Raw genomic sequence first — 13222 nt, 5'->3', positions numbered from 1 at the left:
AACTTAGGCCCTCTATCGACTAAATGGATAGAGGGATAATTTTTTGGTTAAATCTAATATAGAATTTTAATATGGACAAGTGTCATGAAGTATATTCTGTATCAAAAACTATTTATAAACTAAGGATGAAAACCATGAGTAATCAACATATAATCTCAAATTCAAAGATTCATAAATCAGCAGTTTGGATAACTATTGTCGGTATCATATTTATTGCGATTAATTTAAGGGCTCCTTTAACATCTGTGGGACCTTTAGTTGGTCTTATTAAGAACGATATTCATATTTCAAATACATTGGCAGGTATGATTACCACGTTACCTTTATTGGCTTTTGCATTTTTTTCACCTATTGTGCCTAAATTAGGACGAAAATTTGGAGTAGAAGTAATTATTTTAATCTCCATCGTCTTTCTTACTATTGGAATTATTTTACGCTCCTTGTCAGGAGTAGCTACTTTATATCTCGGAACTGCTGTACTTGGATTGGCAATTTCTGTCTCAAATGTATTACTACCTAGCCTCATTAAACGAGAGTTTCCTACAAAGATAGGTTTAATGACTGGTGTGTATTCTATTTCTATGAACCTGTTGGGTGCAATTGCTTCTGGTGTTAGTGTCCCAATTGCAGTTAGGTTAGGATTTGGGTGGCAAGGTGCAATGGAAATATGGGCTATTCTTAGCTTCATATCCATATTATTTTGGTTGCCACAAATGAAACACCAAACTAAGAAAGGAACTAATATTCGTAATCAAACGGCTGAAGGTAATGTAAATTTATGGCGTTCCACGCTAGCGTGGCAAGTGACCTTTTTTATGGGATTACAATCCTTGGTGTTTTACATACTTATTGCATGGCTACCTGAAATATTAAAACAACAAGGAATAAGTTCAGCTCAATCTGGTTGGTTACTTTCCATTATGCAGTTAGCTTTGCTACCATTTACTTTTATTGTTCCGGTTATTGCAGGGCGTATGAAAAGTCAACGTTCTCTAGTTATGATTACAACCTTTTTACTTTTAACTGGGACTCTTGGATTACTTTGCGGAGGTTCCAATTTAATTGTATTGTGGATCGTTACATTAGGAATTGGGGGAGGTTTTGCATTTGGTTTATCCATGATGTTTTTTGGTTTGCGTACAGAGAGTGCTGGGCAGGCCGCAGAACTGTCCGGTATGGCTCAATCAGTTGGATATCTACTTGCAGCTATAGGTCCAACCCTTTTCGGATATTTGCATGATGTAACTGATAGCTGGACTACTCCACTTCTAATTTTGGTTGGTGCGTCAATATTGCTCCTAATATTTGGCTTAGGTGCAGCTAGAGATCGGTATATAGGCTCTACTAAATAATATGATTGGAAGGATGAATAACAATTCTTGCTGCTTTAAATGAACCTGCATTGCTTGAATTAAACATCCTTATTATCATTGCACATGTATTATCCCCCTGTAATTCAGACGGTGTCCATTGACCTTTATTCTCCCCTGCTGAAACCAAGCTGGTACTTGAAAAAGAAAAAGGGGAGAGAAGATCGATGGATATTCATTAAGACTTCGGGGGATTTTCAAACATTTCCGCAATCGGTTTTTCAATCTTATAACTTTCTACTATATTATTGTATGATTAGTTTTAAAAGATTTTTTACTGAAACTATATCAACGAAGGCTTACGAAATTAAAAGAATAACTAGTCTTTAATGATTAGCCCCAATAGAGATGCAAATTTAATAGCCTGGAATGTTGATACTTTGCATCCTTTCAAATCATCAATTGAGACCATAAGAGAGTCAAAATCAGAGGTACTAAAATCTATTCCTTTTAGTGAAGTCTGTTCAAAGTTTGCTTCATTGAGATCACATAAATCAAACTCAACCTTTTTAAGTTTACAATCATAAAAATCTGCATTTTGTAATGAAACATCTTTAAATATAACTTTCTCAAGTTTTGAATTTCCGAATGTAGCCAAGTTTATGATCGAGTTCTCAAATCTCACGTTACCAATGTATGACTCTGGAAATTCACAACCAACTAATTTACTGTTGAAAAATTCGACTCTATGAATAGAAGATTTTCTCATATTTACATTCGATAAATCACAATTTTCAAAGCGGACGTCTGTAATATCGATATTACTAAAATCTGTGTTAGTAAACTTGCAATTCTTTATCACTGCATTATATAGTCGGACTCTATCTACAGCTTCATTTGTAAAATCAGAATCGGAGATTACACACATTTCAAGTATAGGATTTTCTTCGAAAAAAATATCATGAAAATTTTTTGCTGATAACTCTGGCGATATTTTTGGAATATCAATTTTCATACTGCACCTTCTTCCGGATAATAATAAGTAGTCTAACTAGTGCAATGTTATATATCATAAATGAATGCTGCCAGCTATGATATTTAAGAAATGCATGTTGAATTTTAGTAATAGCAGTTATAAACTCACAGTATTCTATCAAAAGAAATTTATTAGACTAACTTATTATATACACTCTGTTCATAGTTTCACTTCTGAATTCATTATATATTACTGAAAAGTTTATTGAAATTCAATTTTTGTTCTGTAGTATCAGGTCTAGAATCGAATTTCAGGGGAATATAGAATATTTCATTGGAAGATTCCATTTTGATTGTGTCAGATGTTAAGAATTTCACTCGAAGCAGCATGTGTTTTAATCTAATATTGGATTAGAATAGGGTGTCATTTTTACTACTTTATTCATATGCAGCGTTTTGTAGAATAGAGTGGGATGAAGTAGATGGATTAAAAGAAAAACAAGAGCCTATGTTATTATCCGGTGCAAGTTTGTTCAATAAGAATACTTTCCAAATAAACGAAAAGAACATACATTCGTGCTATAATTTCATTATAACGTTAACTAGGGGCGAGAATAGTGAAATTAAAAAACATCAAAATTGAAGAACGAATGGAACATTATAATGTGAACGGTTTAAGTATTGCATTGTTCGAAGAAGGTCAAATCAGCGGAACAGAAAACTATGGTTTACTCGAAGTTAAAAGTGATAGAAAAGTAAGTGATGATTCAATTTTTAGTGCGTGTTCCATTAGTAAATTCTTAACTGGAATGATAGCAATAAAGTTACTAGAAGAAAGACATCTTGATTTAGATGAAAATGTAAATAAAAGACTTGTTACCTGGAAAGTGCCTGAAAACGAATATACAAAAAATAAAAAAGTCACTTTAAGAAACTTGCTTAGTCATCAATCTGGAATCAAGGACCCTAAAGGTAGTTTTTCAGAACTAAATTCAAATATAGGTTTCCCTTCGATGGTTGAATTGTTAGAAGGAAAATCCCATTATTGTAAGGTTCCTATTGAAGCTCAATTTGAGCCGGAGAGTGAATTCCATTATTCAGATGCAGGTTATTGTATTATTCAGCAACTAATAGAAGATGTAACGAAAAAGCGGTTTTATCAAGTGGCAAATGAGCTAATATTTAAGCCATTAGGAATGAAAGGTAGCCATTTAAATACAACGATATTAGAGATAGATGAAAAAGAATTTTCTTGTGGTCATAATAAAAATGGCAAGTTGGTAGAAGGAAAATATCCTATCTATCCCTATCCAGCAGCTTCAGGATTATGGACGACTTCATTAGATTTAGCTGTATTAGTCCTTGAGCTAATGAATGCTTTAAAAGGAGAAAGTAAAATTGGAATTTCAAAAAGTTTAGCTGAAGAAATGATAACTTCTCAAAGTGGAAAAGGCTGGACTGGATTAGGTATATTTCTAGAAGGTTCCGAAAAAGAATTAGAAATTACATCTATGGGCTGGGGAGTAGGTTTTCAGTGTATGATGGTAGCGTACCCACACATAGAAAAAGGTGCCGTTATTATGACGAATGCAGAATTAGGTGTTCATCAATTGGAAGGGATTATTGGAGAGATTTATAAATCTCTTATATCTTAACAAGCGCTGACTTAAGTAGGGATAGAATGCAGATACCCAACACAAATATTCTATACAGGAGAATGTATAAATGGTGTGTAAAAACCATCATCAAACTTAAAATTGATGATGGCATTTAAAATTACAATCCAGAAAGCTCTTTTTGAAGCTTTAAACGGTAGTCTTCACTACCAAGTAATTTTGACTCGAAGGAATTTAAATTACGACTAAGTAAAATTTGTTGCCATATGCTCAGATCATTCATTAGGAGGACCATTTCTATTCTACCCCCATCGTGGTCTGCCGCATACATTGCATCGTTCAGGATAAATGCTGTCGATCCGCCTTTTGCGCCAAGATGGGTAAAACGCTCGCGGTTTCCTTCATTTACTTCCATCGGCCACTCAAGTAAATCTTTAACAGTTTGATTAGCTATTGTTGGAAGTTCCTCATTTGATATGATTGCCAATAATCTTCCATAATCATTTGCCGTTGCTCCAATTAAGCGATCTGACCAAACTTTTTGCAAATCAAGGGGCATATCAAAAGAATAATCATCAATGTTGATGGTGCCATCTTTCATTTGGTTACTTAACTCTCTAGCTATATCTCGATACATTTCCATCGGCATCTTTTCAAGCTCTTCTACTAACCTATTTTTATCTATTTTATTCTTTTTAAGATAATCTGGAATTAAGAGCGCGCTAACAATTGGATAAACATCCTCATGTTGGGTAAGTTCGAGAGATTCCGCTTGCTTGTTGATAGAATCGATGCCAATTAAATTGATCAGAAAATCTGTATTGGCGTTGGAGCTATATGTTATCATGCCTTTTGCAACATCATGCAGCGTTACTTGATTATCATTAATATTCCCATCTCTTTTCATTGCTTTCAGCCATTCTTCATGGGCATTGCCATCTGAACCTTTGTAATAGTATCGCTGTAAATCTTCTAGGGACACGAAACTATCTTTATTCAATTTACCTTCATTAACTTGCATCGCATATTCGACAGCAATGAGTAATTTTACTGTGCTTGCCAAGGGTCGTACCACGTCTGATTGGAATGTAATTAATTTTTCTCCATTTTCCGCTACATAGAGTGAAGTTGTTTCTGGGTGAGCCTTAATATGATTGAACACATAATCAGGGTTATCTCGGAATAAGGAATAGCCTACAATTCCAAAAATTAGAATGATTGCTCCATAAATAATTAACCGTTTCTTTGTATAGGTTTTTTTATTGCTTAAAATCATTGCGAGGATACCAAATAGAAATGCAAACAAATAATTGACATTGAATATTACAACTGCAGCTATCATGCTTAGTACAATCAATACGGTGAAGATCGCTTTTCGTATATCCTCTTTAGACCTATTTTCTTTATTAAGTAAAGGTATAAGTGTGAGGGTAATGATTCCCAACGACCCAATCCACGTCCAAACATTCATAGGAAGTCTTCCTTTCTGCCATTATCTGGTTTATGTCTAGATAACTTTAATATTTTCTTTTTAATACAGATATGATACTGGCATGCAGAATCATTAATCCGGAAATTAAAAACCAAATGACTAGTTTATATGTTTCATAGTCCAGTTGAGTAATGAATTGATCATACAACTCAATTAAAAACCAGCCAAGAGGCATTAATGGAAAAACGATGCCATAGGATTTATTTGAAATACTTTGCCCGCGTTCATCTTTATGCTCTTCTCCCATTTCAAATTTCAATGAAATAAATACTGCGACAAAGAAAATTAATACATATAAAATACGTAAGATAACTAGGAAAATATCCATATTCATTTCTCCTCCTCTATTTCATATTGAAAAACTTCCTGTAAATCCACATCAAACAATAGCGCAATTTCAAATGCTAATTTCAATGACGGATTGTATCTATTTTTTTCAAGGGATATGATGGTCTGTCTGCTCACACCTAATTTATCAGCGACATCTCGTTGTGATAAACCTCTTTCGGCCCTTAAAACAACAATTCTATTTTGAATTTTTCTTCCGTGGTTTAATGGCATCTTCATTCACCTCTTATTGCTCATGGTAAAATATTTAGTACAAAAAGTAAAGTATTTTTAACATTTTGTACTAAATACTTTACCATGAGTGTTTAAAGGTGGTTATTTTATGTATGATTCAATCATTTCCAACGTAAATGATTAAGTTAAAAACTATATATATTATTTTTGAGGTAATCATTACACAGGTGTGGGTATTGCATACTTTGTTTAACTGAGCGATTGATTATTTATCGATATATATTTTCAATATTATTGATGTATGGATCACAGAATTATAAAAAAGAAGAGGATGAAACTTCATGTGGGGTTACAATGAATAATTGTGATGTTCATGGAGTTATAAGTTTGTACACAATTTGACAAATAAGGAATCCATTTTGATCAATCTTTTTTCAAAAATGATTCTTTTATTTATTCCTACAAATACAGAAAGGAGATAAGGTTATGAGCAACAAACCTACGAGGACTTATTATTTAATGTGCAAAATTCTTGGGCTGGCAGTTTTTCTTACTCCTTGGGTTATAAAAGGTCTTGGAGGGATTGACAAGCTTCGCAAACAGACAATTATTTTCCTGATTATTCTAGGGTTGCTTCTTTTATTTATAGGAGTAAAAGTGTCCTAGAATGGCTCCTTTTTTGAAAACTATTGTTATTTACTCTGTTCTCCCCAATTTGATAAAGCTTTTAGAATAATTTTCTTAAAGACAACGTACATAAGGATATATACTGCTTACTTATACTGCTGAAAGGAATGAAAAACATGTGGATATCTTTTCTGTTAACAGGGGTCTCTCTTATGGGGCTAAGTGCTGGTGGATTACTAACAAGATTTATAAATCACGTATTACCTAAAAAGTTACCTTATGCTTATGTTATATGTGGTGGGATATTGGCAGGTATTATTATATTTGATTTAATTCCTCATAGCATAAAAAACTTTGACTTTAAAGGTATATTTCTGGGGGTTTTTTTAGGATACACAATAATGTTATTTATTAGTCATTTTCTCCCCCATGAAGATGATAAGAATGTTTCCGAAAAAACTGTGGCATTTTTAATTATCGCTATATTTTTCCATCATATAATTATGGGATTTTCTTACGGTGCGACTGAGCTATCCCATAATCCTTCCTTTCTTACAGCAATTATTTTTCACCAAATTCCCGAAGGTATAGCTATTATGATTACTTTATTAATAGCTAGAGTAAAGACCCTTTCTTTTATATATATAATAACCATTTTATCGATTGTCTTCGGAATAAGTGCTTTGTTAGGACAAACATTCAAGGATTCTGGAAGGGGAGTAGACACTTTGTTGACGGGAGGCGCTCTAGGTACTCTAATTTTTGTTACATTTAATGAAATTATAGGAAAATCAAAAAACCATTTTGGATGGATATCTCTTTTACTTATGATTGCATTTGGAGTTACGGTAATAATAATTTACCATTCTTTTCTGGTGTCTAATTTCACATGATTTTAAACTCAGCAGTTATGATGGCTCCAGACTTAATGGGAAATACGATGGTAAGTTTTGAAACATCAAAAGAAACCCTGGGAGTAAAACAGCATGGACAAAAAATGTGACTAATATATGATGAAATCTAAACACTGCTAATAAAGGTGATGTAACATTATGTAATGGCAAAAAAGAATCGGGAAGAGTACCAATGGTGCTTTCATCTCGATTCTTTTTATTAATCAAACGTTTAATTAGACTAGGTTTCAATTCCAATTTTTTTATCCAATATGCCTAAAGTTGTTTTTGTCCCTTTGATCATCGTTTAGCCAAAGAGGTGTATTCATTTTCTTTGAATATATCACTCTGTATTACTTTCATTAGTAAAATCAAGGATTCTTAGTAAATTCCCTGAATTATCTTGGAAAATGGCATAACGACCAAGGGGAATATCAAGTGGTTCTCTAATGAATTTTAGTGTTTCTTTATTTTCTTCATAGTATTTATCCACACTATCTACTAAAAAGACAGCACCAGGAGCTAAGCCTATTTCATCGTTTTCAATCATTAATTGAACTTCAGAACCAGGTAACTTTAATGCAACAGTATGATCACCCTCACGCCAAGCTTCTTCAAATCCAAGAACATCACGGTAAAAAGCAAGAGATTCTTTTAAATCTTTTACTGGATAATCCATAAAAAGTAATTTCATAGAATTTCCTCCTATAAAGGTATTATTAGAACATAATCAAATTACGTTATACATAATTAAATTACTTTAAACATAATCTATTTACGCATTGTAGTCAATATGGTAGTATGAGGTTATGAAAGAATGGATACCAATACCAGGATCGAATAAGGAAAAGATTATTAAAGCTGCGTTAGAAGAATTTAGTCTGAAGGGTTACCAAGAGGTTAATATTGCTGAGTTAGCAAATAAAGCGGATATGACAACCGGAGCAATTTACCACCATTTTGGTTCTAAAGCAAAGTTGTATGAAATTATTAGAATGGAAATGGAACAAAGAATGGTCGATAGAATGGAGGGAGCAGCGTCATTATTTGATCAAGAAGGTAAAGCTTTGGAGGCAGCACTGATAACAGGTTTAAATTTTTCGGTAAAGATGAACATATGTAAATTGTTAAGTGAGGAAAAGCCTTATAGCAATATAGACAAAATAGAAGAATTTATAACTAATATGCTTAAAAGTGAAAACCTTCCACTAGAACTTGTATTGATTTCTTCATGGCGTTCTATTTTGAATGCTATTTCTAAAGACCAGATTACCCATGAACAAGGAATAGATTTAGTGAAGTGGCTATTTAAATAATATATCCCAAGTTTTTGATAATATGGTCCATGTGTTCAGTAGCTATTGAATAATTTTTGGCAAGTTGATATATTAATTTCTAAATACGTAATCAATGATGTGATCAAGTAAATAAGGATTGTGAAACAGAAAATATAGCCTTGGCTGAAAGCTATATCACCCCTCCTTATTGAATCCTACCACGGAGATGTTAGATAAAAACTAACCGAGTCGTTTCGTTACAAACGTTTAGAGGACTTAATATTTTTTATTAATGTCGAATTAAGGTGGTACCACGTCTATTAGCGTAAAGACGTCCTTTTTGAGGACTCTTTATGCTTTTTTTATTTTTTGAAGTTATTTCATTTTCTCAGGAGGAAAAGATGATGTCACAAAAAGTAAACGATTTTTCAAAATGGTATATTGATACGATTCAAAAAGCTGATTTAATGGACTATACGCCAGTTCGTGGTTGTATTGCATTTAAGCCAGATGGATATGAATTATGGGAACATATTCAAGAAGAGATGGATAAACGGTTTAAAGAAACCGGTCATCGCAATGCATACTTCCCAATGTTAATTCCAGAATCCTTCTTTCAAAAGGAAAAGGATCATATTGAAGGATTCTCACCAGAGCTTCCTTGGGTAACAGAAGCTGCAGGGGAGAAATTAGAAGAACGTTTAGCACTGCGTCCGACTTCGGAAACAATGATTGGGCATTTGTATTCAAACTGGATTAAAAGCTATCGAGATCTTCCCGTTTTAATTAATCAATGGGCAAATGTATTCCGTTGGGAAAAGAAAACCCTTCCGTTTATCCGTACTTCTGAATTTTTATGGCAAGAAGGACATACTGCTCATGTGGATGAAGAAGATGCGCGTAAAGAAACCATGCAAATGTTAACTATTTATAAAGAAGTCGTAGAGGGACTACTTGCAATCCCAGTTTATGATGGCCAAAAGACACCATTAGAACGATTTGCTGGAGCGGTCGATACCTTCTCCATTGAAGCAATGATGAAAGATGGAAAAGCCGTGCAAGCAGGTACTTCACACTACTTAGGTACAAAATTTGCGGAAGCATTTGATATAAAATTTTTAAATAAAGAAAATAAACACGAATATGTTCATACAACATCTTGGGGTACGTCCACACGTTTAATTGGATCGGTCATTATGGTTCATGGAGATGAACAAGGTCTTGTTTTGCCACCAAAAATAGCCCCGACTCAGGTTGTTTTGATTCCAGTTGGACCATGGAAAAAGAACCATGCAATTATAGAGAAATTAGATGAAATTTTCATAGCTTTGAAAGCGAAGGGAATTCGCGTTCGTCTTGATGATTCCGATCAATCGCCAGGTTATAAATTTAATGAATGGGAGTTAAAAGGTGTACCTGTACGTATTGAACTTGGTCCACGTGATTTAGATAATAATCAAGGTTTAATGAAAGCACGTGATGAAGGGGAGAAAGTTTCCGTACCTTTAGAATCCATTGTTGAAAGCATTATAAAAGAACTTGAAACAATGCAAACTCGTCTTTTTGAAAAAGCAAAAGCTTTCCGTACGGAAAATTCACACACACATATCGATACAATCGAACAGTTAAAAAAACATCTAGCAGAATCTGAAGAAAATGGAACAATTCCTGGTTGGGTATTAGCTGGTTGGTGCGGTGATGATACTTGTGAAGAAAATGTAAAAGAAAAAACAAAATTCACAACGCGAAACATCCCATTTAACCCATTGGCAACAAAGCACACATGTCTTAACTGTGGTAAAGAAGCCAAGCATACGGTTTGGTTTGCTCGCGCTTATTAATCTGCATTTTGAATAATTTGATATAGACTATCAGTTATTTTGTTCATTTCTTTCTTGTTCTCTATTCCATAGTCTGGCGGGACTATGGAATAACTCTTAGATTTAAATGAGGCCAATGTTATTGACAAATAGCAAAGAATTATTTTGATTATGAATACTACGTGTCAGTTAAGAACCACTATTAAAGAAGGTGATAAAATGGAATATTGGGATTTAGTTGAGAATCCTGAAGGGGAAACATATCGCCAGTTAATAAAAGTACTTGTTGAACATTCGGACAAATTCTATTTTGTTACTAGAAAAGAATTGAAATACAATCAAGATATACTTGCGCAATTTAAACCATACATACTCGAAACATACAAAACAAAAAAGTGGGCAAATACCATTACGAAGGGTCCAGCAGCAACAGTTTATGTAATGGAGACTAATCGAGATACGTGTAAACTGTTGCAACAATCCGCAAACTCACTATATGATTGGGTGGCGCCAAATTTGCCTGAAGACTTGACCTTTCTGAAAAATAACTTTGCTTGGTTTTCATGTACTTCACACGAAGAATTTGGTGGGTTTTCTATTCGCTCGGAATACTATAAAAAATTACTCGATAAAATTACTGGCTTGAAAATTGAAAAGGTTGATTGAGCAAGACGAAAATGAAAGCGATTATTTTAGGATTTTACTAGCATTATATCAGTGAAATCTCATTAACAGAGAGTGCATTAAGAATAGCAACACTTATTATGAACTTTATCGCATTGAAAAGTAATTAAATAGAATAAAGATTAGAAGATAAGGGTGAGTAAAATATTGGATTACAAAGTTATGATAAACCTTCCAATATCTAATAATGAGGTGCCAGATTTAAGAGAGATTGTTGGATGGGGAAGGCGTGATAATGATTATCCTGCTCTGTTTGAACGTTGTAATTTCTGGGCTGGAGTGAGGAATGAAAGTGATAAACTTATAGCTTTTGGGTACGTTTGTGGAATGGGTTTGGAACACGGGTATATGGAAGACATTATCGTACATCCTGAGTTTCAAAAAAAGGGAATCGGAGTTAAATTGGTAAAAGAATTGTTACGGGAAGCAGAACGCTTTGGATTAGGAATTGTAACTGTATCCTATGAGGAACGTAATACAAACTTTTATAAAACTTGTGGTTTTGTACCTGGCTCAGGGGGAGTGTGGCAATCAAAATAGCGGATAGGATCATTGAAGAGAAAAAATAAATACAAGCGGGAAAAAATTGGGTAATCTTTGGAAAAGTTCTAGGATGCAAGAGTTGTGTGAAGGAGAAGTACCTTTTTATCGAAGTAATTAAGTAGTAGTAAAAATAAAAGGGTGTGAGGATTATTATGAGGGATAGGGGTTCCGCTGTTATTATTGAAAATAAAAAAGTTGCCTTAATTAAAAGAATCAATAATGGCTTTACTTATTATGTTTTTCCGGGTGGAGGTATAGAAAAAGGGGAAGCACCTGAACAGGCAGCGAAAAGAGAAGCGTATGAAGAGTTAGGTATTGATATTGATGTAAAAGAGTGTATCGCTGAAATTGATTTTAACGGTAAGCAATATTTCTTTATTGGGAAAATCGTTGGTGGAGCTTTCGGTACTGGTCAAGGTGAAGAATTTTCGGATGAAAATAAAGGAGTTTATATTCCTATGTGGGTGGAGATAGATGACCTACCATCCATTGATGTTAAACCAAGGGAAGTTGCTCAAAAAATAAAATCTTTATTTAAGTAGCGGAGCATTAATCTAAAATGGATTAATGCTCTTTTTATTGAAATTGCTATACGAAAGACAGTTTAATAATGGTAGATAAAAAAAGAAGGGGAGAACAAAATATCAACAGAAACAGTTCATTTTGCAGTACCTAATTTTAAATCAAAAATAATTATTATGTTGTATTAAAATACTAAAATATGAATAATTATTAGTGGTTTTGTGTTAATATGAATATAAACGGACGTATGAAGGCATCAAATTTGAAAGAAGTGTTTTTTTGAGTTTATTTTTTACGTATCTTTTAGCAGGTCTTGCAATTGCGATGCCGGTAGGAGCAATGACCGTTGAAATGACGAAGCAAGGTTTGAAAAAGGGTTTTATGCATGGTTGGGCTGTAGGATTAGGTGGAATGACAGTCGATCTATTATTAATTATTGCCTTATATATGGGCTTGGCTTCTATACTTTCTATACCTTACATTCAAATACCAATGTGGCTGATTGGTGCATGTTTCTTAGCGTTTTTAGGTTATGATTCTATAAAAAACTCAAATCAGGATATTATTTTAAATGGGGAGAAACCAAATACATCCTTTTTTAGCTCATATCGTAATGGTTTAGTTGTAGCTCTTTCACCAGGAAATCTTGTGTTTTGGATTTCTGTTTTTGGAGCTGTACTTTCCGATTCCTATGATACGACACAACCCAGTAAGTTTTTAATCGTCGGAGCTGGTATATTAGCTGGTATCCTAGTCCATGATGTTGGTCTACTTGCCATTGTTGCGATAACAAGAAAAGTTATGAATCGGACCATAATAAAATGGATATCTATCATCGCTGGATTTATTTTAATCGGTTTTGCGGGATACTTCTTATATGAGTTTTTTATAGCATTGAACCTCTCATAAAACCTATACAAATTGGGCTGGAACTAATATAG

At 33.6% G+C, this 13222-nt stretch carries 15 protein-coding genes and 1 other annotated feature; of the genes, 10 read left to right on the top strand and 5 right to left on the bottom strand.

Annotation, left to right across the window (positions count from 1 at the left end; genetic code table 11):
* The first annotated feature begins 134 nt into the window (after positions 1–134).
* Positions 135–1352 (top strand): CynX/NimT family MFS transporter, encoded by a 1218-nt coding sequence (locus KHA96_RS17115; RefSeq protein WP_213130517.1) that lies wholly within the window; start codon positions 135–137, stop codon positions 1350–1352.
* A gap of 337 nt (positions 1353–1689) precedes the next feature.
* Here KHA96_RS17115 and KHA96_RS17110 read toward each other — a convergent pair whose 3' ends face one another.
* Positions 1690–2325: a pentapeptide repeat-containing protein gene (locus tag KHA96_RS17110; RefSeq protein ID WP_213130516.1), complete on the bottom strand. Its 636-nt coding sequence runs from the start codon at positions 2323–2325 to the stop codon at positions 1690–1692.
* Between the two features lie 577 nt (positions 2326–2902).
* Here KHA96_RS17110 and KHA96_RS17105 point away from each other — a divergent pair.
* Positions 2903–3940 carry a serine hydrolase domain-containing protein gene (locus KHA96_RS17105; RefSeq protein WP_213130515.1) on the top strand — a complete coding sequence of 346 codons (1038 nt, stop codon included), beginning with the start codon at positions 2903–2905 and terminating at the stop codon, positions 3938–3940.
* 121 nt (positions 3941–4061) lie between these two features.
* Here KHA96_RS17105 and KHA96_RS17100 read toward each other — a convergent pair whose 3' ends face one another.
* From KHA96_RS17100 to KHA96_RS17090, 3 genes are read right to left on the bottom strand one after another with little or no spacing between them, the layout of a single operon-like run.
* Positions 4062–5372, bottom strand: coding sequence for a serine hydrolase (locus tag KHA96_RS17100; RefSeq protein ID WP_213130514.1), 1311 nt, complete (start codon positions 5370–5372; stop codon positions 4062–4064).
* Between the two features lie 46 nt (positions 5373–5418).
* Entirely contained in the window at positions 5419–5727 is a 309-nt protein-coding gene (locus KHA96_RS17095) for a hypothetical protein (protein WP_213130513.1), read from the bottom strand.
* Positions 5724–5960 carry a helix-turn-helix transcriptional regulator gene (locus KHA96_RS17090; RefSeq protein WP_213130512.1) on the bottom strand — a complete coding sequence of 79 codons (237 nt, stop codon included), beginning with the start codon at positions 5958–5960 and terminating at the stop codon, positions 5724–5726. Before KHA96_RS17090 ends, KHA96_RS17095 begins: the two co-directional genes overlap by 4 nt.
* A gap of 441 nt (positions 5961–6401) precedes the next feature.
* On the opposite strand from KHA96_RS17090, the gene KHA96_RS17085 reads away from it, so the two are divergent.
* Positions 6402–6581, top strand: coding sequence for a hypothetical protein (locus KHA96_RS17085; protein ID WP_213130511.1), 180 nt, complete (start codon positions 6402–6404; stop codon positions 6579–6581).
* 173 nt (positions 6582–6754) lie between these two features.
* On the top strand, positions 6755–7435 hold the full coding sequence (locus KHA96_RS17080) for a ZIP family metal transporter (RefSeq protein ID WP_213130510.1): 681 nt from the start codon (positions 6755–6757) through the stop codon (positions 7433–7435).
* Between the two features lie 343 nt (positions 7436–7778).
* Here KHA96_RS17080 and KHA96_RS17075 read toward each other — a convergent pair whose 3' ends face one another.
* Positions 7779–8129 (bottom strand): VOC family protein, encoded by a 351-nt coding sequence (locus KHA96_RS17075; RefSeq protein WP_213130509.1) that lies wholly within the window; start codon positions 8127–8129, stop codon positions 7779–7781.
* Positions 8130–8244: 115 nt separating this feature from the next.
* On the opposite strand from KHA96_RS17075, the gene KHA96_RS17070 reads away from it, so the two are divergent.
* The 6 genes from KHA96_RS17070 (at position 8245) to KHA96_RS17045 (ending at position 13190) form a co-directional block, all read left to right on the top strand.
* Complete coding sequence (locus tag KHA96_RS17070) at positions 8245–8751, top strand: TetR/AcrR family transcriptional regulator (protein WP_213130508.1); 507 nt, start codon at positions 8245–8247, stop codon at positions 8749–8751.
* An 85-nt stretch (positions 8752–8836) separates the two neighbouring features.
* Positions 8837–9054 (top strand) — a binding site (T-box leader).
* Between the two features lie 62 nt (positions 9055–9116).
* Positions 9117–10553, top strand: a complete 1437-nt coding sequence (gene proS / locus KHA96_RS17065) for a proline--tRNA ligase (protein WP_213130507.1) — start codon at positions 9117–9119, stop codon at positions 10551–10553.
* Between the two features lie 150 nt (positions 10554–10703).
* Complete coding sequence (locus KHA96_RS17060) at positions 10704–11198, top strand: hypothetical protein (RefSeq protein WP_213130506.1); 495 nt, start codon at positions 10704–10706, stop codon at positions 11196–11198.
* Between the two features lie 165 nt (positions 11199–11363).
* On the top strand, positions 11364–11756 hold the full coding sequence (locus KHA96_RS17055) for a GNAT family N-acetyltransferase (RefSeq protein ID WP_213130505.1): 393 nt from the start codon (positions 11364–11366) through the stop codon (positions 11754–11756).
* A gap of 152 nt (positions 11757–11908) precedes the next feature.
* Positions 11909–12301: an NUDIX hydrolase gene (locus KHA96_RS17050; RefSeq protein WP_213130659.1), complete on the top strand. Its 393-nt coding sequence runs from the start codon at positions 11909–11911 to the stop codon at positions 12299–12301.
* Positions 12302–12560: 259 nt separating this feature from the next.
* On the top strand, positions 12561–13190 hold the full coding sequence (locus KHA96_RS17045) for a LysE family translocator (RefSeq protein WP_213130504.1): 630 nt from the start codon (positions 12561–12563) through the stop codon (positions 13188–13190).
* Positions 13191–13222 lie beyond the last annotated feature (32 nt).

Source organism: Bacillus sp. FJAT-49711, from assembly GCF_018343715.1.
Taxonomy (GTDB): Bacteria; Bacillota; Bacilli; order Bacillales; family Bacillaceae_C; genus Lederbergia.
Note: the sequence above shows the minus strand (reverse complement) of the source record. Positions and strands in the feature narration are given on the sequence as shown.